Origin of the sequence: Bacillus sp. FSL R5-0659, from assembly GCF_038008785.1 — a bacterium.
In the GTDB taxonomy this organism is placed as follows: Bacteria; Bacillota; Bacilli; order Bacillales; family Bacillaceae; genus Bacillus; species Bacillus safensis.
Genome location: NZ_JBBOZU010000001.1, coordinates 1,901,453 through 1,925,876 on the forward strand (window position 1 = coordinate 1,901,453; position 24,424 = coordinate 1,925,876).

33 protein-coding genes are annotated in these 24,424 nt (G+C 40.5%); 9 read left to right on the forward strand and 24 right to left on the reverse strand.

What is annotated here, in order from left to right; all coding sequences use genetic code 11:
* Nucleotides 1–42 precede the first annotated feature (42 nt).
* Entirely contained in the window at nucleotides 43–957 is a 915-nt protein-coding gene (locus NSQ72_RS09505) for a class I SAM-dependent methyltransferase (protein WP_047203286.1), read from the reverse strand.
* 304 nt (nucleotides 958–1,261) lie between these two features.
* Entirely contained in the window at nucleotides 1,262–2,647 is a 1,386-nt protein-coding gene (locus tag NSQ72_RS09510; protein ID WP_341083922.1) for a S41 family peptidase, read from the reverse strand.
* Between the two features lie 150 nt (nucleotides 2,648–2,797).
* Here NSQ72_RS09510 and NSQ72_RS09515 point away from each other — a divergent pair, with 150 nt between their 5' ends.
* Nucleotides 2,798–3,496 (forward strand): class I SAM-dependent methyltransferase, encoded by a 699-nt coding sequence (locus tag NSQ72_RS09515; RefSeq protein WP_341083923.1) that lies wholly within the window; start codon nucleotides 2,798–2,800, stop codon nucleotides 3,494–3,496.
* A gap of 92 nt (nucleotides 3,497–3,588) precedes the next feature.
* Nucleotides 3,589–3,840, forward strand: a complete 252-nt coding sequence (locus NSQ72_RS09520) for a hypothetical protein (RefSeq protein ID WP_024422704.1) — start codon at nucleotides 3,589–3,591, stop codon at nucleotides 3,838–3,840.
* Between the two features lie 50 nt (nucleotides 3,841–3,890).
* Here NSQ72_RS09520 and NSQ72_RS09525 read toward each other — a convergent pair whose 3' ends face one another.
* From NSQ72_RS09525 to NSQ72_RS09545, 5 genes are all read right to left on the reverse strand, one after another.
* Nucleotides 3,891–4,721 (reverse strand): M15 family metallopeptidase, encoded by an 831-nt coding sequence (locus tag NSQ72_RS09525; protein WP_048239412.1) that lies wholly within the window; start codon nucleotides 4,719–4,721, stop codon nucleotides 3,891–3,893.
* Nucleotides 4,722–4,788: 67 nt separating this feature from the next.
* Complete coding sequence (gene deoD, locus NSQ72_RS09530; RefSeq protein ID WP_012010274.1) at nucleotides 4,789–5,484, reverse strand: purine-nucleoside phosphorylase; 696 nt, start codon at nucleotides 5,482–5,484, stop codon at nucleotides 4,789–4,791.
* Between the two features lie 112 nt (nucleotides 5,485–5,596).
* A complete protein-coding gene (locus tag NSQ72_RS09535; RefSeq protein WP_039179333.1) occupies nucleotides 5,597–5,914 on the reverse strand; it encodes a hypothetical protein in 318 nt (105 codons plus the stop codon).
* 54 nt (nucleotides 5,915–5,968) lie between these two features.
* Nucleotides 5,969–6,577: a phosphatase PAP2 family protein gene (locus NSQ72_RS09540; RefSeq protein ID WP_341083925.1), complete on the reverse strand. Its 609-nt coding sequence runs from the start codon at nucleotides 6,575–6,577 to the stop codon at nucleotides 5,969–5,971.
* Between the two features lie 48 nt (nucleotides 6,578–6,625).
* On the reverse strand, nucleotides 6,626–6,796 hold the full coding sequence (locus NSQ72_RS09545; RefSeq protein WP_064497481.1) for a YozD family protein: 171 nt from the start codon (nucleotides 6,794–6,796) through the stop codon (nucleotides 6,626–6,628).
* Between the two features lie 119 nt (nucleotides 6,797–6,915).
* Here NSQ72_RS09545 and NSQ72_RS09550 point away from each other — a divergent pair, with 119 nt between their 5' ends.
* The gene (locus tag NSQ72_RS09550; protein ID WP_255290989.1) at nucleotides 6,916–7,050 is read left to right on the forward strand and encodes a hypothetical protein; all 135 of its coding nucleotides are present in this window, start codon (nucleotides 6,916–6,918) and stop codon (nucleotides 7,048–7,050) included.
* On the opposite strand, the gene NSQ72_RS09555 is transcribed toward NSQ72_RS09550, so the two are convergent.
* The 7 genes from NSQ72_RS09555 to cgeC all read right to left on the reverse strand — a co-directional run bounded on the left by NSQ72_RS09555 (nucleotide 7,047) and on the right by cgeC (nucleotide 13,133).
* Nucleotides 7,047–7,727, reverse strand: a complete 681-nt coding sequence (locus NSQ72_RS09555) for a hypothetical protein (protein ID WP_039179337.1) — start codon at nucleotides 7,725–7,727, stop codon at nucleotides 7,047–7,049. The two genes, NSQ72_RS09550 and NSQ72_RS09555, sit on opposite strands and share 4 nt — an antisense overlap.
* 144 nt (nucleotides 7,728–7,871) lie before the next feature.
* Nucleotides 7,872–8,096, reverse strand: a complete 225-nt coding sequence (locus tag NSQ72_RS09560; protein WP_024422709.1) for a YozE family protein — start codon at nucleotides 8,094–8,096, stop codon at nucleotides 7,872–7,874.
* Nucleotides 8,097–8,175: 79 nt separating this feature from the next.
* A complete protein-coding gene (locus tag NSQ72_RS09565; protein WP_039179340.1) occupies nucleotides 8,176–8,457 on the reverse strand; it encodes a YokU family protein in 282 nt (93 codons plus the stop codon).
* A gap of 2 nt (nucleotides 8,458–8,459) precedes the next feature.
* Nucleotides 8,460–9,860, reverse strand: coding sequence for a lysine 2,3-aminomutase (ablA, locus tag NSQ72_RS09570; protein WP_341083927.1), 1,401 nt, complete (start codon nucleotides 9,858–9,860; stop codon nucleotides 8,460–8,462).
* A gap of 117 nt (nucleotides 9,861–9,977) precedes the next feature.
* The gene (locus tag NSQ72_RS09575; protein WP_059377808.1) at nucleotides 9,978–11,354 is read right to left on the reverse strand and encodes a sigma-54 interaction domain-containing protein; all 1,377 of its coding nucleotides are present in this window, start codon (nucleotides 11,352–11,354) and stop codon (nucleotides 9,978–9,980) included.
* Between the two features lie 145 nt (nucleotides 11,355–11,499).
* Nucleotides 11,500–12,795, reverse strand: a complete 1,296-nt coding sequence (locus tag NSQ72_RS09580; RefSeq protein ID WP_341083929.1) for a glycosyltransferase family 2 protein — start codon at nucleotides 12,793–12,795, stop codon at nucleotides 11,500–11,502.
* A gap of 17 nt (nucleotides 12,796–12,812) precedes the next feature.
* Nucleotides 12,813–13,133, reverse strand: coding sequence for a spore maturation protein CgeC (gene cgeC / locus NSQ72_RS09585; protein ID WP_041085753.1), 321 nt, complete (start codon nucleotides 13,131–13,133; stop codon nucleotides 12,813–12,815).
* Between the two features lie 207 nt (nucleotides 13,134–13,340).
* On the opposite strand from cgeC, the gene NSQ72_RS09590 reads away from it, so the two are divergent.
* Nucleotides 13,341–13,742 (forward strand): hypothetical protein, encoded by a 402-nt coding sequence (locus NSQ72_RS09590; RefSeq protein WP_039179354.1) that lies wholly within the window; start codon nucleotides 13,341–13,343, stop codon nucleotides 13,740–13,742.
* Between the two features lie 15 nt (nucleotides 13,743–13,757).
* A complete protein-coding gene (locus tag NSQ72_RS09595) occupies nucleotides 13,758–14,720 on the forward strand; it encodes a CgeB family protein (protein WP_058838904.1) in 963 nt (320 codons plus the stop codon).
* A gap of 29 nt (nucleotides 14,721–14,749) precedes the next feature.
* Here the strand turns inward: NSQ72_RS09595 and NSQ72_RS09600 are convergent, their stop codons facing one another.
* Nucleotides 14,750–15,472 carry an acylneuraminate cytidylyltransferase family protein gene (locus tag NSQ72_RS09600; RefSeq protein ID WP_064497486.1) on the reverse strand — a complete coding sequence of 241 codons (723 nt, stop codon included), beginning with the start codon at nucleotides 15,470–15,472 and terminating at the stop codon, nucleotides 14,750–14,752.
* Nucleotides 15,473–15,723: 251 nt separating this feature from the next.
* Between NSQ72_RS09600 and NSQ72_RS09605 the strand changes: the two genes are divergently transcribed.
* Entirely contained in the window at nucleotides 15,724–16,752 is a 1,029-nt protein-coding gene (locus tag NSQ72_RS09605) for an SDR family NAD(P)-dependent oxidoreductase (protein ID WP_144464554.1), read from the forward strand.
* Nucleotides 16,753–16,803: 51 nt separating this feature from the next.
* On the opposite strand, the gene msrB is transcribed toward NSQ72_RS09605, so the two are convergent.
* Together msrB and msrA are read right to left on the reverse strand one after the other, a co-directional pair.
* Nucleotides 16,804–17,235: a peptide-methionine (R)-S-oxide reductase MsrB gene (msrB, locus tag NSQ72_RS09610; protein ID WP_024422719.1), complete on the reverse strand. Its 432-nt coding sequence runs from the start codon at nucleotides 17,233–17,235 to the stop codon at nucleotides 16,804–16,806.
* Complete coding sequence (gene msrA / locus NSQ72_RS09615) at nucleotides 17,235–17,768, reverse strand: peptide-methionine (S)-S-oxide reductase MsrA (protein WP_024422720.1); 534 nt, start codon at nucleotides 17,766–17,768, stop codon at nucleotides 17,235–17,237. The genes msrB and msrA overlap by 1 nt, the downstream gene beginning before the upstream one ends.
* A gap of 138 nt (nucleotides 17,769–17,906) precedes the next feature.
* Here msrA and NSQ72_RS09620 point away from each other — a divergent pair, with 138 nt between their 5' ends.
* The 3 genes from NSQ72_RS09620 to NSQ72_RS09630 all read left to right on the forward strand — a co-directional run bounded on the left by NSQ72_RS09620 (nucleotide 17,907) and on the right by NSQ72_RS09630 (nucleotide 19,438).
* Nucleotides 17,907–18,338, forward strand: a complete 432-nt coding sequence (locus NSQ72_RS09620) for a MarR family transcriptional regulator (RefSeq protein ID WP_007500780.1) — start codon at nucleotides 17,907–17,909, stop codon at nucleotides 18,336–18,338.
* A 54-nt stretch (nucleotides 18,339–18,392) separates the two neighbouring features.
* Complete coding sequence (locus NSQ72_RS09625; protein ID WP_024422721.1) at nucleotides 18,393–18,653, forward strand: hypothetical protein; 261 nt, start codon at nucleotides 18,393–18,395, stop codon at nucleotides 18,651–18,653.
* A gap of 119 nt (nucleotides 18,654–18,772) precedes the next feature.
* Nucleotides 18,773–19,438, forward strand: coding sequence for a DUF4397 domain-containing protein (locus tag NSQ72_RS09630; protein WP_099663391.1), 666 nt, complete (start codon nucleotides 18,773–18,775; stop codon nucleotides 19,436–19,438).
* Nucleotides 19,439–19,468: 30 nt separating this feature from the next.
* Here the strand turns inward: NSQ72_RS09630 and ypmT are convergent, their stop codons facing one another.
* From ypmT to ilvA, 7 genes are all read right to left on the reverse strand, one after another.
* Nucleotides 19,469–19,666 carry a protein YpmT gene (gene ypmT, locus NSQ72_RS09635; RefSeq protein WP_024422723.1) on the reverse strand — a complete coding sequence of 66 codons (198 nt, stop codon included), beginning with the start codon at nucleotides 19,664–19,666 and terminating at the stop codon, nucleotides 19,469–19,471.
* Between the two features lie 24 nt (nucleotides 19,667–19,690).
* A complete protein-coding gene (locus NSQ72_RS09640; RefSeq protein WP_041085768.1) occupies nucleotides 19,691–20,257 on the reverse strand; it encodes a YpmS family protein in 567 nt (188 codons plus the stop codon).
* 10 nt (nucleotides 20,258–20,267) lie between these two features.
* Nucleotides 20,268–21,029 (reverse strand): SGNH/GDSL hydrolase family protein, encoded by a 762-nt coding sequence (locus tag NSQ72_RS09645; RefSeq protein ID WP_058838922.1) that lies wholly within the window; start codon nucleotides 21,027–21,029, stop codon nucleotides 20,268–20,270.
* Nucleotides 21,030–21,098: 69 nt separating this feature from the next.
* On the reverse strand, nucleotides 21,099–21,689 hold the full coding sequence (locus tag NSQ72_RS09650) for an SCO family protein (RefSeq protein ID WP_445285743.1): 591 nt from the start codon (nucleotides 21,687–21,689) through the stop codon (nucleotides 21,099–21,101).
* A 23-nt stretch (nucleotides 21,690–21,712) separates the two neighbouring features.
* Nucleotides 21,713–22,555 (reverse strand): DegV family protein, encoded by an 843-nt coding sequence (locus NSQ72_RS09655; RefSeq protein ID WP_024428148.1) that lies wholly within the window; start codon nucleotides 22,553–22,555, stop codon nucleotides 21,713–21,715.
* 187 nt (nucleotides 22,556–22,742) lie between these two features.
* The gene (locus tag NSQ72_RS09660; protein WP_059377786.1) at nucleotides 22,743–22,994 is read right to left on the reverse strand and encodes a YpmP family protein; all 252 of its coding nucleotides are present in this window, start codon (nucleotides 22,992–22,994) and stop codon (nucleotides 22,743–22,745) included.
* Nucleotides 22,995–23,030: 36 nt separating this feature from the next.
* Nucleotides 23,031–24,299: a threonine ammonia-lyase IlvA gene (gene ilvA, locus NSQ72_RS09665; protein ID WP_025093104.1), complete on the reverse strand. Its 1,269-nt coding sequence runs from the start codon at nucleotides 24,297–24,299 to the stop codon at nucleotides 23,031–23,033.
* Nucleotides 24,300–24,424: the final 125 nt, after the last annotated feature.

The following is a 24,424-nucleotide window of genomic DNA, read 5'->3' on the forward strand; positions in this document are numbered from 1 at the left end:
AGATTTTTTGTATAACACAATTCCAATGTACATGCTGGAGTTTTATTTTTTTACGGCATGAATGTAATGAATGGTCTCAAAAGCTGATAGGTAATCTTCTCTATTGTTAAAATACAGTTTATTAATTTTTTCAGGTGATAAATGTTCATAAATGAGTAAATCTGATTTCTCTAACACCTTTTCGATTTCAAAGTACGAAAAACATGATTTCATCGGTTCTCCGCCTATTGAAGCCATTTTCACCATATTTTCAACTCTATTAGAGGTTCCTTTTTCTTCGAATAGTTTTTCATCTGCATAATCAAAAACGATTGAACTTCCTGATGGAACCTTGGTGAATAGATAATCTATTAAGCTTGAAACTTCCTCTTTCGTTAAATAGTAAGAAACACCCAGAAGACTAAAGAACGTCTTTTTGTTATCAAATCCTTGACCTATTAGGTTTTGATAGGACAAATTTTTGGTGAAGTCCATAGAAACAAAATGAAGATTACTTGGGATTTTTAAGTTAGCCTCGTCCAATCTTTGCTTTTTAAATTCCTGTGTAGTAGGATGATCAATTTCAAATATTTCTAAGCTGTTTTCCAATTCTGAATGTCGGAAGCTAAAAGTATCTAATCCAGCGCCAAGTATGACATATTGTCTTAATCCTAACGCTACCTCATGAAGCAATACTTTTTCGCAATACGCAGCACGTGATAAGGTTATTGGAGACAGCTGGACTTGTGTAATCCATTTTAATATTTCTTCTGTATTTCCTTCGAATTTTTGTGCGATATCTTTGTTGAAGAAATGTATGCCTTGAACCATATTTTCTTTGATGTCATTGAATTCTTTTTCAGAAATTAATTCTTTAGCTATATAATCATTAAAGATTTTAGGCGTATCAAATTGACTATGATAGGATCTAGCAAAAGCTGATATTAACGAAGTGACACTGGACTCATCTTTCTTCATACAAACACACTCCTTTATTTTAGAACAAAAAAATAGGATTCTCCTGGCCAGAAGAATCCTATTATATATTCTAAAAATAAGAAAGTAAATTATAGCATAATCACATTTTTTTGTCAAGTTTAAAACAGTCTTTTTCCATACAAATAGTAACACCTAACAGCGTTACATGGATCAAAAAAGAAAGTATACTTACTTTCATTGCCATGAATTTTAAAAGGAAGCAAACTAGACATGGAAAGAACCTGTTCAGCATAATGTTTTTATACAAACTTAAAGCAGTCCCCTGATGAGGACTGCTTTTTCTTTATTTCATTTCTTTTTTCAAGACTTCAATGGCTTTTTTCATTTGTGTATCGTTGTTCTTTAACTTATCTTGGATCTTTGTCATCAGAACGGTCGTTGTATCTCCAGTCAAAATACCGTCTGCCTTTAAATCGTTGTCTGTTTGGAAGCTTTTGACGATAGTCTGGAATGCTTGATCGTACTCACCGTTTGCTTTTGCTTTGTAGCCGAGCGCTTGGAACATTTTTTGAGCCGCTTTGACTTCATCTCCATTGTCATTTAGCTCATACGATTTTTTCGGGCTTAAGTACGGCAGCTTTGCATAACTTGGAAGAGCTGCTTTGACCTGTGGTTCGATTCCTTTTTTGTGAATCCAAGAACCGTCTGGAGTCAGCCATTTTGCAATGGTTAACTTGACACTAGAACCGTCATTATAGTTTTGCGCATTTTGGACAGTTCCTTTGCCGAACGTCTTTTCACCCACAATTTGAATGCCTGAAGACTGATGCAGAGCCGCCGCCATGATTTCAGCAGCGCTGGCTGAGCCGCCATTTACAAGAACAACTGCCGGCTGATGGACTTTGCGTTCTTTTTCAGCCTTGTACACTTGTTTCTTCCCTTTTTCTTCAACTTGCATAATGACTTTCCCTTTATCGATAAAGTCATTGCTCATTTCAATGGCTTCTGTCATAATGCCGCCTGGATTATCTCTTAGGTCAATGACAAAACCTTTTGCCCCTTTTTTCTCGAGGTCATCAATCGCTTTATCCAGCTCTTTCGATGTAGTTTCAGCAAAGGACGTAATTTGGATTTCTCCTATTTTGTCTTTTGTGAGTTTGGCATACACTGTTTCAAGCGGAATCGTGTCTCTTGTGATGGTCACATCTACATTGCCCACTCCTTGACGGTTGAGATGCAGCTGGACATCCGTTCCTTTTTGTCCTCTGATGAGAGAGACTGCTTTATTGACCGACATGCCTTTGGTGCTTTTTCCATCCACTTTTAAAATATGATCATGAGGTTTCAAACCAGCTTTTTCAGCAGGAGAGCCTTTAATCGGTGCGACAATTAAAATTTGTCCATCCTTCTCTTCTACTTGTGCACCAATTCCTTCAAATGATGAAGAAATGGTGTTGTTAAATCCTTCGGCTTCCTCCTGATCCATATATGTAGAGTATGGATCATCAAGTGATGCAATCATTCCTTGGATCGCACCATCTACTAGTTTTTGATCATCCGTTTTTTCGTAATACTCATCCTTTACCTTCGTATACGCAGCCATGAGTTTACTAAACTTCTCGTCTCCAGAGACGCTGACAGCAACTTGTTTTGTGATCACAAATGTAATCGCAGAGGACAGTGCAGCAGTCACCAGAATGGCTACCACGAACTTCATTTGTTTTTTCAAAAAAACACCACCTTTATCTCCTTTCATTATTATCAAGGACGATGCTTCATCCGTCAACCAAAGGATCAACTTCTACTTGAAAAGATAAGCCATTTGCTCCTTTATTGCATAATCTTTAGAGAGGAACAGGATAAGGAAAGAAGGGATGATATGAGTGATTATGTAGAAATGCTTGCCTATTTTGGCGTATCAGGTGCCCACCCTGGCGGAATTGAGTTAACAAAAACGATGATTGAGCATATAAAACTGCCGCCTCATGCACGTATACTGGATGCCGGATGCGGTACAGGACAGACGGCCGCCTATTTAGGAAATATAGGTTATCAGGTGGAGGCCATTGATACGCATCCATTGATGATTGAAAAGGCGAACCTGCGATTCAAGCGGGAGGAACTGCCAACCCGCGCCTTAGAGGCATCCATTGAGCAGCTGCCCTTTCCAGATCAAGCGTTCTCTCTACTCATCAGTGAATCTGTTTTAAGCTTTACCAAGCTGCCTGTTGCACTTACTGAGATCAAACGCGTCCTTGGTCCTGACAGTCAGTTGATTGCAAATGAAGCTGTGTTAAAAGCCCCTCTTACACGTGAAGAGATGGCCGTTGTTCGAGATTTTTACGGCTTTCACTCGCTCTTGTCGCTTGAAGAATGGAAGGAGCAGTTAACAGCAGCAGGCTTCCGTGACATTCAGATTCTCTCATTCGATGAACATATGGTACAGGAGGAACCAACAGAAATGGAATTATCTGAACACATACCGCCTTCTCTTTACGAGACGCTGCAAACACACTACGATCTCATTCAAGCACACCGCAAGCAGCTAAGTCACATTCTATTTGAATGCACTGTATAAAATGAGCGAATCCCCTATATGTTTTGTCCAAACTCTATGAGGTCTCTCGCATAGGATAAGAGTGAAAAGAGTTTGTCATAAGGAGGAAAAACATGGAGCGCTACTACAAGCTTTGTCAGCAGCACATGGGGAAAGTCGCTAGAATCACTGATCGAAATGGTAGAGTACATGTCGGACGCATTGAGCGTGTGACAAACCGCAAAGTTTATATTCGTCCAGTCGGCGGGTCTCGCGGGGGCTTTGGCTTTGGCTATTGGGGCGGATATTATGGCTGGGGTGCAGCGTATGGCATCGGCCTCGGGTTCATTACCGGCTTCGCACTAGCAGGATTGTTCTTTTTTTAAAAGAAGAATAAGAGAAGGCCTCCCGAATAGCTGGGAGGCCTTTTACTTGTTTAGATTTTCTTTACTTTGTTCATGTATTCTTCAAATGTTAAATCGTGATCATGCATCGCTTTTGCGGCTTCTTTTCCCACATATCGCAAATGCCACGGCTCATATTCGTATTTCGTAATGTCTTCTTTTCCTTTTGGATAACGGATGATAAAGCCATATTTATAGGCGTTTTTAGCCACCCATTTGCCATCTGGTGTTTCACCAAACTTTTCAGAGATCTCAAAGCCGGCACTTTTTGAGGAAATGTCCATGGCAAGACCTGTTTGATGTTCACTTTCCCCTGGTAAAGCGACTGCTTCTTGTGCTTTTTCTTTGCCTTTTAATTTGACCTCACTATCAAAAATGACTTTTTGACGGTCATAGGAGCGATAGCCAGATACTGCAGCAAGCTCGAAGTTTTCCTTTTTTGCACCTTTGAATAACTTCTCAAGCGCTTCCGCTGCTTCTTTGCGAATATATCGCTTTTCAATATCTTCCGAAAAAGAGAATTCTACTTTTGGCACAACGAGATCAGAAGGTTTATAGGTTCCTGGCAATGCATAATCTTTGTTGACAAGTGCTAGCACATTTTCAGGATTTTGAATGGTTTTTAGACCACTCACAACCTTGATGTCATTGAAATATTCACTCTTTAACGTCAGCTCTTGATTCGATGAATCTGCCGTATCGTTTGAGTTGTGCTGGGGAGATGAACTTGCTGCGTTTTTTTGTTCGTTTGTTTTGTTTGATTCAGATGTACCGCTTTTTTGATCCAGCAACTGGCAGCCTGATAGTGCGGCTGTCAAACCAAGAATCGATGCGATTGAGAGTATTTTGTAGCTTTTCTTCATGACATACCTTCCTTTTGCTCTTCTAAAAAATAAAGATGCGCTACGTAGTAGCACACCCTTTATACTATTATAAAACGGAGTCTAGCGCAATTAAGATCATTTCATCAAACGTTGTTTGACGCTCTTCAGCCGTTGTTTCTTCTCCTGTTAGAACATGATCACTCACTGTCAAAATGGATAACGCTTTTCGATCAAATTTTGCTGCAAGAGAATAAAGAGCGGTTGTCTCCATTTCGATCGCTAGGATACCATATTGAGCCATGAGCTCAAGTGGTTTTTCATTATAAAATTGGTCTGCTGTAAATACATTTCCGACACGTACAGCGACATTTTTTGCTTCCGCTGTGTCATATGCTTTCTTAAGCAGACCAAAATCAGCGCATGGCGCATAATCAATCGGTCCAAATGCCACACGGTTCATCTGTGAATCTGTTGATGATGTCTGCGCTAAAATGACGTCACGTACATTGACATCCCTTTTGATAGCCCCGCAAGATCCAACGCGAATTAAGTTTTGAACATCATAGCTTTGAATGAGTTCATTCACATAAATTGAAATAGATGGTACGCCCATCCCAGTGCCCTGTACAGAAACACGCTTTCCTTTATAGGTTCCAGTATAGCCATACATTCCACGCACTTCGTTATAGCACTCAACATCTTCTAAATATGTATCTGCAATATATTTCGCACGAAGCGGATCGCCTGGCAGCAATACCGTTTCTGCAATTTGTCCTTTTTCTGCTCCAATATGTACACTCATTTTTTAGCCTCCACTTACGTTTACTATGTATTTTATCCTATTTATTATAAACGATAGAGCTTAAAAAAGAAAATACCAGCTGGATCTCAAGCTGGCATCATTCATCATCTATTTAGCCTATCGTCATTAGTCGTTCACTGCGTTTCCATCCTGCCGGAGAGAGCTGATAATAGCACTTCCCCTTTTTTCTATCATCAATCACAACAATATCGCCAGTTGTGATAAACCGCGCATTGTAATCATTAGGGACTGTATCATGTACATTAAATGTCGAGAATGCTTTTTCCAGTACATCAAGGTGTGTTCTGCCGCCAATCTTTGTCCGGTACACAGGCTGATGCCCACTTGCAGCACCATATTCAGGTGTTTGATAAATGGTTAAGTGAAATGCTGAAGGTTTCTTTTGAAAAAATCTCAACGTCAATTGCATTCAAATCCCTCCCCTTTTATATAAAATTGGCTGGGATCTGTCAATTTCCTTCTTCTATTTTTGTCGAATGACAGGCAATCTTTCGTCAATCTTTTTACAAATGAGAAATAAAGCGAGCCCTATCGCAAAGCCTCCAGCGACATCTGTCAAATAATGCACGCCAATATACATCCGGCTGATGCCGATGACTAGGACGCCTAGCCCTGTGATTAAATAGACGATTTTCTGTCGTTTTTTCAGCCATGGAATCATCTCAACTAATAGATAAGCCATAAAAGGATAGATGGTGGCTGCATTCATCGAATGTCCACTCGGAAAGCTGTAATACGTTTCACCTACAAGGTGATCAAAGGCCGGACGCTCTCTAGCAAACAGCCCCTTTAATTCATGATTGATTGTTTTTTCTGTGAGATATAATAGAAAAAGCATCATGATAGAGTAGTAGCGCTTATACATAAACAATACCACACTAAAAATGAGCATGATTGGAACGAGCAGCGCGCTGATGCCAAAGTCCGTCAAAGTCAGCATGACATCATTTAAAAAAGGGCGTCTGATGCTTTCAAACCATAAGATGATCTGGTTGTCCAAATCTTGACAAGCCCCAGACACCATGAGCGCAGCAATGGCGCCAAATAAAATGAAAAGAAATAGGATGTACACGCGAAGGATTCCCCTCCCTCTCTTCAGAATCTCTTCAAAGTATAGTGCCTACCACGCCTCTTCTTCAACTATCATTGCTTTTTTCAGCATATATTCAAATGTAATGTCAGCCAGCTCAAATGTTTCAAGCTCAGCAGGTATGTACCCTCTTTTGATCAGCTCCATGTAGAAGAACTCCGCAATTTCCTCTGTATCAATCACCAAATCTGCTTCTTTCATTGCATTCCGCCTCCTTTTTTATGATGTATGAACGCCGGCTGTTTTTTATTACAGTTTGTCATAATGGCTCATTCCATACATATAAATGCAGTAAACAAAAAGAAAAGGGGCTTGAAAGAATGAAATGGTTAAGCATATTAGATGGAGAAACATTTGATCAGGTGATGGGCCGTATCTTGAGGGGATGGTTTTATGTGATTGCATTTTTCTGTGTGCCTTATTTTTTATTCGTGTTAGGACAAGTCTTTCTTTAACCAAAATGTTCGTGTAAACTTTCCAAAATAAAATCCATCATATCCTTATATTCTGGATCTTTGAAAAATTCGTAGAGAATTTTATAATCGTTATAAATATCAAGAAGCTCATCCACTATAGATACAGCGAGAAATTCAAGTGAAGCTTCGCTTTCTTGTTTCTCTTCTAGCTGCAATAGAGCCGTTTGAACCATATCTTCTTCTAACTCTTTTGAGGTTTCTCCGACGTAATGCACAAAAAGAAGCTGATGAACAAACTGATCCATCTCATATTTCCTTAGGACAAGCGTTAAATCTTCCTCTTCTGTTTCCAGCCACTCTCCGTCTTTCAGCCTCGTAAGTTCGTAAATGACATCCTCCCAGCCATCTTCAAGGTAGCGCCAAATTTCGGTCCGATGACCGATGATTTTAAATAGCTCTTTTCCGTAATCTTTTACATATACAACATCGCCAATGAGGAACTCATATTCAATGTCCAGCTTTTCTGTATCGACAATCACCCCGCTATACTCATCGTAAAGCTGAAGTGATGTTTCAAAATAAAGCACCTCATTATGATTGACCTCATATAAATAGTGCTGGTCAATTTGATGGACTTTTGTAATCGTTCCGACTGTGCCGTACATGACAACGACGACAATATCCCCTACTTGATATTTTGGTGCTTTCGCCTTCATTCTGTCTCCCCCTTGCCCGACTTTTGGTCTTAACGTATCGTATGCCGGCGCAAGGAATTCTGCATGGGCAACCACACCATGCAAAACGCCATTTTATTTCTTATAAAAAAACCGCTTCTCCCATATGGAACAAGCGGTTGTGTGTTATTTTTTTTTGACTTCTACTTCGTATTGCTCAAACGCTTCGTCAAATGTTGTCATTGAGCTTAAATAATCACCATTTAATTCTAAATAAGCACACAGCTCATGATAATCTGTGGAAGCTTTAGGAAAGCTGTGATCCTCATACGCAGCATTTGCAAAATGGCTGATTTCATCTTTCGGTTTTGGATGTCTGAACTTCATTAAATAATGGTAAAACGACTTCACCTGTTTTTCCCTCCGCGACACACTATTTTGTTGTTATATTATACAGCAATTTGATGACTTGTATAGGCGGAGGTACAACTTATGAAGAAAAGTCAAAGTAATTTCGCTTTAATAACCGCTCCATGCTCATTAATTCTTCATAGGAGATTTTTTCTGGAAGTTTTGTCTGGTCCACTAAAATTAATTGATCTTCAATCTCTTTGACCGTCTCATCCTTTTGATAAGTCATACCGCAGTGCTTGCAGGAGATGGACGGCGTTTCGATGATTTCAATTGATTGTGTGCCCGTGATCAGTTCCCAATAGACTGTTGTCTGCTCAGCATTTGCTTTGTTTTCCTCACACCAATCACATGTCAACAAGGCTATTTCTCCTCCTTCACGGTTTGTTCTTTTTTGAGCTGCGCTTGATATTTCTTCTCTTTTAATTCATCCCGTTTTTCACGTTTGTTTTTGAGTGTGTCATGCTCAGGATTTGTCTCATATGCTTCTCTACGTTTCATTCGATTTAAATTCACAGGCGTAAACGATCTTGCTTCATCCTCAAATAGTGCGGTAATACCAATTGCCGGTTCTTGTTTTTCTTCATAAATTTCATTGAAATACGCATCTGCCTGGCCTGCGACGTAATGCTCTGGTTCTGGATAAGAGGTGATGACACCTTCAAAGTTACGAAGGACGACTTTGTCAGGGCTTTGCGATAATAAATAATTTGGCTGTAAGGCAATTTTCCCTCCGCCTCCTGGCGCATCTACCACAAAGCTTGGCACTGCATAACCACTCGTATGTCCTCTTAAGCCTTCGATGATTTCAAGCCCTTTTGATACCGGCGTTCTAAAGTGGCCAATGCCCTCAGATAAATCACATTGATAAATATAATATGGTCTGACCCGAATCTTCACAAGGTCGTGCATCAGCTTCTTCATAATCGGCACACTGTCGTTAATACCTGCAAGGATGACGGCCTGATTCCCTACAGGGACACCGGCATTCACAAGACGTTCGCACGCTTCTTTTGCTTCTTTTGTAATTTCAATACTTGTGTTGAAGTGAGTATTCAGCCAAACTGGGTGATATTTTTTCAATATCTCGCACAGCTCATCTGTTATACGCTGCGGAAAGACAACCGGCGCGCGGGTTCCAATCCGAATGATCTCAACGTGCGGAATGTCACGTAAGTTTTTCAAAATGTATTCAAGCACTTGATCATTGATTAACAGCCCATCTCCGCCAGAAATTAACACGTCCCGCACCTCAGGTGTTTCTCTAATATATCCAATGGCAGCATCTAACTGCTTTTTCGGCACACCCATACCAATCTGACCGGAAAAACGTCTTCTCGTACAATAGCGGCAGTACATCGAGCACTGATTTGTCACAAGAAACAGCACGCGATCTGGATACCTGTGTGTGAGCCCCGGGACAGGTGAGTCCTCATCTTCATGCAGCGGGTCTTCCAGATCATATTTTGTTTTATGAAGCTCTTCTGCAATTGGCACAGATTGCATACGTATTGGACATCTTGGATCGTCTGGATTCATCAGTGAGGCATAGTAGGGTGTAATGTTGAGTGGAATGGTTTTGGTGGAAATCTTCACCCCTTCTCGTTCCTCTTCTGTTAAGTTTACGATTTTTTCTAAATCCTCAAGCGTTTTCACGGTATGCGTCAGCTGCCAAATCCAGTCGTTCCACTTTTCCTCAGGTACATCCTTCCATAGCTCAATGTCCTTCCAGTGACGTGCCGGTTCATACAATTTCTGATTCATATCCATTCCCCCTATCAGCATTCACTTTATACTATGCAAGTTATGTGCCAACATGGGAAAATGCCCCTATTCTTTACAAAAGGAGCTTTACCCGTCATATTCAATTGGATGCTGTGCCTAGATTTCGGCATCTGCATATTTCTTCAGTTTATATTGCAGCGTTTGTCGAGGGATTTTTAAGGCGGCGGCGGTTTTTTTAATATTCCCATTATGCTGATGTAAAGCTTCTTGAATCAATGTTTGTTCAAATGAAGACACTTGATTTTTTAAGGAGGATTCAGATGTTTCCCTTTCCAGCTTTTGCTCACGTAAATGAGCCGGAAGGTATAGAGGGGTGATCTCTTCCGCTTCCTTTGGCATCATCAACACGGCATGCTCTATCGTATGTTTTAATTCTCTAACATTCCCAGGCCAGTGGTGCGCCATAAACAATCGTTCCGTTTCTTCAGAAAGGCGTGTGACGTTTTTTGAAAACTGCTGATGATAGGTTTGAATGAAGTGGCGGGATAGCAGCGTGATATCTTGCTTTCTCTCACGAAGCGGCGGAATATGAAAAGATGACACATGCAGTCTATAAAATAAATCTTCTCTTAAAATTTGCTTTTTCACTGCTTCAAATGGGTCCATATTGAGCGCAGTAATGAGCCGAACATCCACTTGAATGGACTTTGCATCACCGATGCGGCGGACAACGCCATCCTCTAACACACGTAATAATTTCGTCTGAAGCGTGAGCGGCATCGCTTGGAGCTCATCAAGAAAAAGCGTGCCCCCATCAGCTAATTCGAAAAGTCCCTTGCGATCAATTGCGCCCGTATAGCTCCCTTTGACAGATCCAAACAATAGACTTTCAAGTAATGTTTCTGGGAGTGCTGCGCAGTTTTGCGGAATAAACACTTGGTTTTTTCGGTCAGATTCATGGACAATGGCTTGAACAAGCACTTCTTTTCCTGTCCCAGTTTCTCCGTAGACAACAACTGATGACGGATAAGCAGCTGCTTTTTTTGCCCTTTCAAGCATTTCTTTTAAAAGCGGATCATTTGTTAAAAATGAAGCAAAATCATGCATTTGTTCTACCCCAGCCACGTCATATGTTCGCTTTTTTTGATCTAAACGATTGGAAAGGGCTGACAGCTTGGATACATCTTTTGCGACTTCGACCGCACCTATTAACTCGTTATCTTCAATAATAGGCAATGTCGTGTTCACTGTTTCAATTTTTTCTCCGTTTTTATTCAAATAGGTTTGCAGCGAATGATAAATGGGCTTTCCTGTTCTCAACACATGCATAAGCGTACTTGTTTTTTCAGTTAAAGAGGGATACACATCAAGGATGTACTTGCCAATCACCTCTTCTTTTTGTAAACAGTCAAACTTAGCGGCATTATGATTGTAAAAAATCGTCATCCCTTGATCATCTACAACGTGAATGGCTTCATCGATGGCTTCTAAAATTAATTCAAACCAATCTGCTCTTTCGACAACTTTCCCCATTCTTTCCCCCTCACTTTCAGTGCCAAAAAACCGGCATCAATTGCCGAGTTTTCAGCGGCTTGATCATTTCTAAATGGTTCCCTGTCTTTTTCATGTTTCGCTTTTTCCTTTCTACTTCCTGCAAAAATTTTAAAAAGCACCCCTCTTATGAGGAGTGCTTTCGCCCGGATGTCTGATAAAGAGACATATCGAATTCTTGCAGCGATTCCCTATACAGCGGAACAATCGACTTTCCTTCCTGAAATAACGTAAATTGGGACGGGTACAGCTTAATCGGCTGATGATAAAAAGCAAACCGCTTCACTACCTCAGGATCAATACGGCAAAAGGCATGATGCACAAGTAAATAAACATCTTGTTTCCATTTAAACAGCCGCCTGTTTGGCGGACTGAATACAGGAGAAACTTTGATGATATCGCCATCCTCAAATGCCTGAAGCTGGTCATTTGAAATCGTATAGATCTCCTTTGGGTGAAACTGAAAATATTGCACGTCACGTTTTGAAGCAAACCTTCTTTTTTTCTGTTTTTCAATATAAAAGAACGTTTTCCCCTGATCTGCGGTGACGACTGTATAATTGGGTACTGCCAGCTTCTCTTTTATTTCATATTTCATCTCACATAATAGCGGAACACGGATCGCACGCCTGTTCTTTTCATTGATCCAGCGCTTTTCAATTGCATGAAGTTTCCCGTCTGCGATTTGATAATAATCCCCTTCTTTTTCAATGATCGTTCCGTCAATTAAATCATACGGCATACTCGAAAACTGATGATGAAAGGAATGGGGCGTTTTATACGTTGTATCCAGTACAGCTTTTAATGGAAAAAACGAAGCGAAATGATTCAGCCTCATCCAAAAAACAGAATCTGCATGATGCCAGTGCTTTGGCTCATCATCCCAATATTGTCCGTATTTTTCATAAATCAGTGGAAGCAAGCGGCTTCTGTGCATGACCGAACAATGGTCCACTTGAAAGGACGCATGCCCTAAGATTTGATCTGCTTCTCGAACAAAACTCATCGTTTCCACTAAATGCTGATTCACATGCACGACCCGCTGCGAGGAATACACAATATCTATATGAGGCTTCGACTGAAAAACATCCACCATTTTAAGCAAACGATCTTTATGGTACACGGTATCATCGGTTAAATAACAAATGAGCTCACCTGTTATACGGGTTAATGCTTCATTAATAAGCGTCGCATATCGTGCGGTTAACAGCCGTTTTGCCGGATGAACCGTGTGCGAATACAGCTGAATACGTTCATCACTCAAATAGGGCTGGATCTTTTGAATGGTGCCCTGTTCTGAGCCATCATCCATAATCAAAAGCTCCCAATGCGGATACGTTTGTTCTACCATACTCTTTAACACACGATCAATGAAATCTGGTTTATTGTAGCTTGTTAAAATCACCGATACTTTCATGATCATTATCCTTTTTGATTAGTTTAAAATGCCCCCCAGCTGACAATGTTCACAAAAGGAACACTCACTCTTAGCTGATTTGTCGCGTTTTTAAAGACCGCGACCGTATCAAACAATTGCACGACAACCACGTTTTGAAGTACATCTCCATTGACCAAATGAACACGCGGCACTGGAATGCCAAGCTCAAGCCATGGACGAAGTAATTCTTTGATGTCTGACACATTCTCTTCCTCACTTTCTTCTAAAAGGCGAAGAAGAAGTAAAATCAAGATGACTTCAAGCACTCCTTCCGACTCTAGTAATTCTTCGTTCCAACCATCTAATAATTGTTCAAATTCCATTCATAATCCCTCTCTCTTCACATTTAATCTTTACTAGAGTATGAGCGCCACTTCATTTAGCCTCAGCATTTGAAAACATTTTTAAAAATGTGTGAAGTGATTAATTGAAAAAAAGAATCAGGAATCAGCGTTCTGCTTATGCCAAAAAAAATGAACGGCATATACATAGGGGTGAGTTTGAATTGATGAAGAAAGGATGGGGAAAAAATGAGCGAAAAGCGTGCTGAATTAAAAAAAGAACTATTGAAAGTGTTTTTCAAACCAATTACTCATGCATTAACAGCTAATCTCGAAGAAGGAGGAGTTCAAGTGGAAGAGAAATTGAACGATTTATTAAGTGAAGTGGCAGCTGAGGCATCACCTTCAGATTCTGCTACAACACTCGATGTATCTCAGCCAGCAAGATGGATCTTTGCAAGACTCGCACCAGGAACAGTCATTAGTATTGTCACTGACTCAGGAGATTTAATTGGGCCAGTTCAATTTGTATCATTCGATGCTTCAACAGGTGTTGTATTTGTTACACAAGAAAGCTCTGTCACACCTACCGGCTCAGCAACGACTCTTTTAGATGTAGATAAAGTTGAAAGTGTTACATTCACATCTTAATGTGAGAGGGTCATCATGAAGCTTCTTTATATCAGTTCTGGCTACGGCGGAATCTATCACATGTTTGATCAATGGGTAGAAGAAAGCTTCATTGATTCCCCCTTTTCATGTGTAAAGATTGATAGAGAATCTCTACCCACTAACATGCACAAAATCCGGACATTTTCTCCGGATTTTGTTTTGATGATGATCGGTGATCATGTTCCGAAAGATGTACTTCATCAATTCAAACAAGAAAAAATCCCGATCGTTCTGTGGATGACAGAAGATCCCTTTTATGCAGATGTATCAGCTGCTTGCGCACGTGATGCTCAGCTTATCTTAACGATTGATGAAGGGATTTTGCCATTTTACAAACAATTAGGCGCCGAAAATACACACTACTTTCCCATTCCGACAAATACACGTGTTTTTCAGAAAAATGAATCGCCAGATGAGATGTGCACGTTTGACATTGCACTCATTGGCTACCCTTATCCCAACCGCATTAAGGCCATCGATACACTCTTAAAGCAAAACAAATGGCGTATTCTCGTTGCAGGTAAGGAATGGCACCGTCACTTAAATAAATCACGCAGACATTATCGTGATTTCACCCTTATAACGAATTGGCTGAGTCCTCAGCAAATGGCGGACATCTATCAGCAGACAGCGATTGTCCTGAATCCGCATAGGCCGTCTCAATTTGTATATAACAAAAATAAAGCCATGATTCAAAATATGAGCCTCAATAACAGAGCATTTGACATTGCTGCAACTGGAAGTTTTCAATTGACGGATCTACATCCGCCGCCTACTTTTTCAAGCTTTGCTTTTTACAAAGATGAGGACGATTTGATCAAACAGGTGGATTACTATGGGTCAAATGCAGGTGAAAGAAAGGCGGCCGCACTGAACAACTACGAGCAAGCCGTTCGCTGGAATACATTTGATACGATGCCGCAAAGGCTTTATGAAATCGTAAAAAGCGCCCTATAACTGGGCGCTTTTTCTTGTTGAAGGTCAGCTTATGCATGATCTTCTGCATCTCGGCGAGCCAATAAGACGTGCTCTGCCTTTTTCCGGTCCGCCTCCTGTTTCACCACAAGCGACCGCGTGTGATCCATCATATATGCTCCGACAGATCCTTCTAAAAAGGAATGAATGCATTCTTTGACATAATGAGCATGAAAAGCATATACCGCACCATTTAGCCGGCCATACGTATATGGCTGCTCATGTTTTGGCATGAAAAAGTAATGATTGTCCTTATATAAAGTAGCTTCATTGTTTTCATGCAGTGTCCAAGTTTCATTTGGGTTTTCTAACGCCTCTGTAAAAGATGCGGTGCAGTCATATCCCCCCTCCACTAAAAGCTGCAAGCACTTCTCGATATCTGCCGGCTGTCTTAGAGGAGACGATGGCTGCAGAAATAGCACAATATCAAAGGTTTTCCCCTCCCGCTCTAAATAAGCAAGCGCATGCTTCACAGCTAACAGCGACGGCGTTTGTTCTGTTACATGTGTACTTGGCAGTTCAATCACATTTGCTCCGTAGTGAGATGAAATGATTTGCGTATTGACATCCTCTGAGGAGACGATGACTTCATCTAACTCAATCATTTGCAAAAGCGGCTGAATGGTCCAATAGATAAGCGGCCGCTCTGCCAATATGCGTATATGTTCATCATGCTGGCCGTCGGTACTTCTAAATGCAGGTATCATGGCTAAAATACGATTTCCCCTATACATGTCTTCTCTTCTCCCCTCGCGCACAGCTCCCTTACCATTTTCTTCTCTGACCGAGCTGATCGCAGTACTGAAGTATTCAGGTCTCTCGTTTTTCTAGTTAATCTCTTATCTCTCCATATTCTATTAAGACGGTAAGCAGATGGTTATAATTTGTTCACCTAATTTATACATGAAGTGGTTCTTTTCCTCAAACGGATGCCGCTCTTTCACATATGATGCAAAGTAGAGAAATGAGAGTTGGGGGATTAGATATGTCCAATCAGATAGAAACGACTTTGAAGACCTTTTTTCGTGACAAAACGATATTAGTTACAGGCGGAACAGGATCCATCGGCCGGCAAATCGTGAATAAATTAACAAGCTGCTCTCCAAAAAAGGTAATCGTCTTCAGTAAAGATGACAGCAAACAATACATGATGAAAAATGAGTACACAGATCATCCAGAGGTCGTATTCGCTTTAGGAGATGTCCGGGATGCAAGCCGCGTGAGACAGCTCGTCAAAGGTGTCGATATCATTTTTCATGCAGCGGCCTTAAAACAAGTACCCACTTGTGAAGATAATCCGTTCGAAGCCGTTCAAACGAATATCATCGGCGGGCAGCACGTCATTGAAGCCGCCCTCGAACATGAAGTGAGTCATGTTGTCAACATTTCAACTGACAAAGCAGTTTCTCCGACTAATGCCATGGGTGCAACAAAATTGATTTCAGAAAAACTATTTTTCCAAGCAAACGAAAGTATTCCGAATCAAAAAACCAAGTTTTGCTCTGTACGCTTTGGCAATGTGCTTGGATCTAGAGGTTCCGTCATTCCGATCATGCTCCAGCAGCTATTAAATGAAAAACCTTTGACCGTGACTGATCCTCATATGACACGTTTTTTTATGTCCATTGAAGAAGCTGTTTCCCTCACACTTCAAGCAGCAATCATGATGAAAGGCGGCGAAACCTTCATTCTCAAGATGGAGTCCTTACAGCTTGCCGATCTCTTAAAAGCATTTCATGAATATGCCGCCCAAATCAATGCTAAATCTCCGGATATTCTCGTTGTCGGAAAAAGACCTGGCGAAAAGCTTCACGAGGAGCTCACATTCCCGCACGAAGCAGATGCACTCTTTGAACATGAACAATTTTATGCCATTTTACCGAGACCACATTTGCACCCTGCCTTTCAAAAAGTCGATTTAACGAATTACACATCAAAAGAAGCACCGCTCATTACAAAAGAAAAGCTGTTCACCATCATCGAACAATTACATCATACACATCATAAAAAATAAAAAATCGTCACACGGAAGCAAATGCTTTCCATGTGACGATTTTTAAATAGATCAATCAAATAGATGTTTCAAATCCCCGTAACCTTCTTTTTCAAGATCATCCTTTGGGATAAACTTCAAAGCGGCTGAGTTAATACAATACCGAAGACCGTTTGGCCCTGGTCCATCAGGAAAAACATGGCCAAGATGAGAATCAGCTGTTTTGCTGCGAACCTCTGTCCGCACCATTCCATGGCTCGTATCAACCTTCTCTGCTACTTCTTCCTCTTCAAGCGGTTTTGTAAAACTTGGCCAGCCGCAGTGGGCATCAAACTTATCTAAAGAAGAAAACAGCGGCTTTCCTGAAATGATATCCACATAAATACCTTCTTCTTTATGATCCCAAAATTCATTTTGAAATGGCGGCTCTGTGCCATTATTTTGCGTGACTTCATACTGCATTCGGTTTAATTCTTTTATACGCTTTTCTTTTTCGTTTGCCATTATTTATCACTCCAATGTGACTCAATAAAACCTGCTCTGCCCGAACCGACATGATATCGTTCGTAGTGCATTTTGTTTTTCTTATAATAATGCTGATGATATTCCTCTGCTGGATAAAAAGGACCTGCATCTAAAATTTCTGTCACGATTGGCTTTTTGAAAATGCCGCTTTGGCTCAGCTGCTCTTTCGATGCTTCCGCTAGCTTTCGCTGCTCGTCATGATGAACATAAATACCAGTACGGTAAGATTCTCCTCTATCACCAAATTGCCCGCCATCGTCCGTTGGGTCTATTTGCTGCCAATACAGTTCTAGCAACTTCTCATACGGGAACACGTCAGGATCAAACGTAATTTGAACCGCCTCTCTATGTCCCGTTGTATTTGTACATACTTCCTCATAGGTCGGATTCACTGTATGTCCGCCAGTATACCCTGATTCAACTTTGATAATGCCCGGCTGTTCATCAAAAGGTTTAACCATACACCAGAAGCAGCCTCCTGCAAATGTGGCTAATTCTTGTTTTTCAGACATATTAGTGCCCCCTTCATTTAAAAAATGGTATCATCATATTATAACATGATAAAAAATAATGAAAATGATACGACTTGTATACCTAAAATAAAAGAAAGCATTCTGTCGTATCTTTAAAATATAATGGGGGTTTAATGATTGGAACAAAGAAAACAAATGATGTACGAAATGGACACTTTACTGAGAACCGTATTTAAGCAGATCCGTTATGAAATTAACAGCCTGCTCGAAAACGAATTATCTCGGAATGAATTTCTTATTTTAAATCTGCTCCGTGAGCAAGGTGCAAAAAAAGTAACGGAATTCGCTTCCATTCTTGGAGTGTCAGCAAGTCATATAACCGCTGTGACTGACACACTCGTAGAAAAAGGCTGGATCACCCGTATCCGTTCAAAAGAGGACCGCCGCATTATCAAAATCCACTTAACCGATAAGGGTAAGGAAATTACTGAGCATTTTGAGAAAAAGAAAACAGAATACTTTATGGAGCGATTTGAGTCATTTGATGACGAAGAACTCAAAACGATGATCAAATTATTTAAAAAGCTGGATAAAAGTCAAAAGGATTAAGCATAGATTTTAGCGCTTAGGACATGCTACGGATAAAAAGAGGTGGAATGAACCATGACAAGCCCTTATCTTTGTCCAAACTGTAAAACAAACAGAACGCGCTTTAATCTCATTGAGCAGCTTTCAGAACCTGTCAAGCTAGATCCAGCGACAGGAGCAGTTGTTGAAAGATACGAAGGAGAGCAGCTGTCTCCTTTTCACTTGAGCTATCAAGGTCCTCAAATGAAAGTCCAGTGCGGCGTTTGCGGTTTAATTGAGGATGAAAAAACGTTCATTAAACTAGCTGAATATCATCAATATTCTTCTCCTTCTTAAATGCCGGCCTGACGGAATACGTCAGGCTTTTTTCTTTGCTTCTTTTGCCTATACAGATCGTCTTTTTCATGCATACGCTACAAAAAACACCATTGTATGAGAAAGAAGGGATTGATGACATGCAGCAGCTCTTTTATCATGACTTTCCATATCGGCCATTCACTGCCGCCTATGAGCATCTTCAAAGCAGCCCTTCATCAAAAGCCTTTATTCGATTATTTCACGCTGCACCAGATCTCAGTGAGCTCGCTGTTTATGTGAACCAGAAGCAGCTGATGAAAACAATGCCTTACAGCCATTTGACCGCTTATATGGAGTGGGATGAGGGAATGTATGAAATAGAAGTGTTCAAACTGGCTACAAATGAAAAAATTCTTCATTCTCGCATTCAATTTAAGAGCGGCGAGGTCTATACACTCTGTATCACAGGTGCTCGTGCAGGCTTTGCACTGCTGACTGAGCAGCAGACTACTTTGATCGAACAAGAAGACCTGTCAGCACTTACATTTGTACAGCTGTCTCCAGACCTTCCTTCCATAGATATATATGAACGAGACCAAGGGATCATATCGAAGGAGCTTGATTATTTAAACAGTACCCACATTCATCATTTCTCCCCGAATAAATATCATTTTGAATTGAAAGCCGCCGGCACTCAAAGTGTACTGCTTGATATCCCCAAAGTTCATTTGCAAACAAAGCGCGCATACCTGATTCTGCTTCATGGATTTGCTAACGGAGAGCCAGAACTTATGGCGAAGGTCGTCTTGTCTCGGCAAATATAAAAAAGAGCCTTTCCCAATGGAAAAGGCTCCTTACGAGACATCTTCAGCTTTTTCTTGCTTTTGAAAATCAAAAGCAAGAATCATCGTGCCTAGAAATAATGCACAGTAGGCAATATTTAAGTAAAACTGATCGATATTTTCTGCTTTTAAAGCATTGGCAGCTGTTATGCCAAAGTACGCAGCAAATAAAAACGACAGTAAACTAAAATATTGATAGACTCGCTTCATGATTTCACTCCTGACTCACACGTTCTATTGCTTTGGATGATAATATGAGAATTCAATTTCATCGTTTTGTAGATCAATTTTGTTCGCTTTGACATACATATCATTCGTCAGCGGCATTTCAGAAAGGCGCACTTCAACCGTTTTTTGATCCGGTTTTACATGAACGAATTCTGGCAGCTCATAGAACTGACCCATGTAGCTTAAAACAAAACTAATTGGAATGCTCAATTGTCCAATTGAAAAGTCATCCACTTTCAAAAGCACATCACCATTATCTTCAACAGTTGGCGTAAATGAGACGTTTGCATCAATCGTTGAAGAGAAAGCTTTAATTGCGCCTGTTACTTTCACATCTTGATCGATCGCTACATGAAAGTCTGGCATATCATTTGATCCTTGATTTTTCAAATAATCATTCACAAAACTGGTGAGCGATTCTTTTGAGCTGGATATATTAAAAGCATATTCGCTTTTCACTTCTTTGGTTGAAGCGGATTGACCGCCTGGCAGCAGCATTAAAATACCGCAGGCAATCACAATCAATAGATTGATTGCAAGTAAAATAAAAAATAAGCTTTTCCATTTTTTCATCTATTTCACCCTATTCCTTCGGCAGTCCTTCTTTTTTCACTTCGGAGAATAAACGATTTGCCATAAGAGAGTACCCCTTTTGGTTTGGGTGGAAATCATCATCTGCCAGTAATTTTTCATCAGAACCTTCTTCAAATAAATCTGCTACATTGATCATATCCGCATTGCCGTCTTTTTTGAGTTCCTTTTTGGCAGCGGCATTCCAGTCTTTGACGACTTCATCAATATCTCGCAGCTCAGACAAACTGAACTTAAAAGGATTGTACATGCTGACATACATAATTTTCGCATGGCCATTCTGTTCTCTCAGTTGAGCAAGAATGGTTTTAAAGCGCTCCTCAAAAGGACCCTGCTCTTTTTTAAAAGGAGCAAACGTCAAATTAAGCACATTTTGACGGACAACATGCATGAGATCATTCCCGCCGATTGTAAAGAAAATATAATCAGCGTCTTTCAGTCCGTCCTGCACCTTTTTTTCTTTTAATCTTTTTAACAAATCTACTGTTCTACTGCCTTTAATGGCATAGTTTTTTAATGTGACAGATTGCACGCCGTCCACCGCTTCTATCTTGTCACGGGTCATGCCTGCATAGCCTTTTTTATCTTGATCTCCGATTCCTTCTGTTAAGGAATCTCCAACCGCTGCGATGGTAATATGTTCTTTTACGTTTTGTGTGTCTTCTAGTTTATCCTTTATGCCAGCCTCTTGCGCGGAACATGCAGAAAGAACAAAAGCTAGAGACATCACAATCAAAATCAAACGAGCCTTCAAACGATGATGTCCCTCCTTTTTCTGATTAAAAAAGTGTATCATGTTTTCGCCCATTTGAACATCCTTATGCTAGCTTCGGTTCAGCGTTTTGATGTCCTTGATGATGTCATCATAAGGTGTGTTTTGCACGCCATCATAATTTTTCATCACTTTCCCTTCTTGATTAACAAGGAAAAACAGGGACTGATGAATCACTTGGTCTTCATCTTCAGGTTTTTTGACAATGGTCTTAAAGCTCTTCATTGCGAATTTTTCGATTTCTGACTGTGAATACCCCGTGAGAAAATCCCAATTTTTAAAGGACAATGGATAGGCTTTTGCAAATTCTTTTAGCTTTTTCGGTGAATCGACCTCTGGGTCCACACTAAAGGAAATGATATGCGCATCCAATTTTTCTTCTTTTAACCGTTTTTGCAGCTCTGTCATATGAGCGGTCATCGGCGGACAGATCGTTTCACAGCTTGTGAAAATAAAATCTGCTACCCATACTTTCCCCTTCAAATCTTCCAATGACACCTTTTGACCATCTTGGTTTTCAAACTCAAACGGCTCTATTTGATAATTTAACGCATCTTTGATTTGTCCATTTGAACATGAGACTAAAAGAAGCACGCTTATCATCATAAGCGCACCAAGTGAGGCTCCCCTTTTTCTATCCATGATATGCCCATCCCCTTTTTCCATCAATCGGTATAAAAAGTAAAGCCTATTGCGCCCTTTCCGGTATGACACGAAATAATCGGTGTTGTGTAGGCAATGTCAATCAATGCTTCAGGTGTGTGATCAAGCAGCGCCTTTTTTAGCTTTTCAGCGAGTTCTAATGCATCTGCATGTGCAATCCCAATGGCTTGAACTGTTTTCCCCTTCACCGCCTGTACATACTGTTTTGTCAGATGCCGGACAAGCGCAGAATAGCTTCTCACATTCGCTTCTGGCGTATATACCCCGTCTGTTAAGCTGGCAATTGGTTTGATGTGAAGAAGTGAGCCGATCAGCGCCTTTCCTCTTCCAATTCTGCCGCCTTTGACGAGATTTTCTAATGTATCGATTGTGACATATAGCTTTGTTTGAAGACGGATTTTATCTAATTCTGTGATAATGTCTTCACGGCTTGCACCCTTTTTGGCTAGTTCTGCTGCTTTGATGACTTGAAATCCTAATCCATAGGAAATAAAATTCGAATCAATCACCGTGATGTTTCCATCTACCATTTTCGAAGCGCTTTCAGCAGTTTGAACAGTACCACTCATCCCACCAGTTAAATGGATACTGATCACTTCACTTCCATCTGCCGTCAGCTTTTCATATAATTCGACGAATTGACCGATCGCAGGTTGAGACGTTTTCGGCAGTTCCTCAGCGGCCTCCATTTTTTCAATAAATTCATCTGGCTGTATATTCACTCGGTCAATATAATCAACTCCAGAAATGGAGATATTGAGCGGAATCACGTGAATGGAAAGATCATTGATTTTCTCTTGCGGAAGGTCCACAGTTGAATCTGTTACAATTTTAATTTGTTTCACTATCGTCTCATCCTTGCTGTCTTAGTCTTTACTTATGATATTACCTTATTTCCTGCACACTTGAAAACAACTGACCTAACGTTTTTGAAATTGTCACATTTTCTTCTTGTCACGAAAAAAATCCTTGCCAAACTGAGAGGCAGCCATTTCAAAATGGCTGCTTCCCCCTTTTGACAAAGATTCCTGCTTACGCATTGTGTTTCAGTGTAGGCTCCTGATAGATCTGTTCATATGTGCTCCACTTGACGTTACGTTTCACATCCTCTCTGAAAGAGTACACAGTTCTCTTTCCATTAGATACATAGACTTTTTTCAAGAAAGCTTCAAGTCTAAAGGTGAGCATGAAACGATACGTCTCATCTCCCTTTAGAACAGGGACTTCTGTTACCTTGATCTGAGCTCCATCCATCCGTCTAAAACATATTGTTTTGAGCAGCACAAACGATCAATCCTCTTTTCCAATTATCTGTTAAGCCTAAATAAATAGGTGGAATAAATCTTGATCTTTATTCACTTCAACATAGTGGAATCCTTTTTTATCCATCCGCTCAATCAGCGCGGCATAGTCATCTCTTTCTTTCAATTCGATGCCAACAAGCGCAGGGCCTTTACTTCGGTTATTCTTTTTCGTATATTCAAAGCGTGAGATATCGTCATTTGGTCCTAACACTTCATCTAAGAATTCTCGAAGTGCTCCTGCTCTTTGCGGGAAATTGACAATGAAGTAATGTTGAAGCCCTTCATAGATCATTGAACGTTCTTTGATTTCCTGCATTCTGCCGATGTCATTATTTCCTCCACTGACAATGCAGACAACATTTTTGCCTTTAATCTCCTCGCGATGGGCATCTAATGCTGCGATCGGCAATGCGCCTGCCGGTTCTGCTACAATCGCACATTGATTATACAGCTCCAAAATTGTTGTACATACTTTCCCTTCTGGTACTAGACTGATTTTATCGACAACAGACTGAAGCGATGTAAACGTCTTTTCGCCAATCCGCTGAACCGCTGCTCCGTCCACAAACTTATCAATCGAATCAAGTGTCACAACCTCGCCCTTCTCATGTGACGCATGCAGTGAAGCTGCGCCAAGCGGTTCGACTGCAATGATTTCGGTTTCTGGTGAGATATTTTTGATATATGTACCAACACCAGATAACAGACCTCCACCTCCGACACTTGCAAATAAAAAGTGAGGCTCCACTTCGATATCATTTAATATTTCGACAGCAGTCGTTCCTTGTCCTGCCATCACATCCAAATCATCAAACGGGTGGATAAATTCGCGCTTTTCTTCATCTCCACATTTTACGGCTTCATGATACGAATCATCAAACGTATCTCCGGTTAAAATAATTTCAACATATTCTTTTCCGAACAGCTCCACTTGGGATACTTTTTGCCTTGGCGTCGTAGCAGGCATAAAAATTTTCCCGTGGATGCCTAAATATTTACAAGAATAGGCAACACCCTGTGCGTGATTTCCAGCACTTGCACAGACAATGCCATTTTCTAGTTTATCTTTTGGAAGTTGGCTCATTTTATTAAAAGCGCCTCTTAATTTAAAGGAACGAACTACTTGAAGATCCTCTCTTTTTAAGTAGACATTACATTCATATCGTTCAGAAAGTCGCTCATTTTTTTGAAGTGGTGTATGAATGACTACATCCTTCAAATTTTGATGGGCTTTTAAGATGTCTTTCACTTGAATTAGCGTATTTTCTTTGAGCAACGGTTTCATGTACAAGATCCTTTCTCTTTAACCTTATTTAATTTGTCATTATAACATGAATATTCAAAAAATAAACCAATAGATCACGGATCCATCATAAATTTTATAAACTTTTTCGTTTTCCTGTACATTTG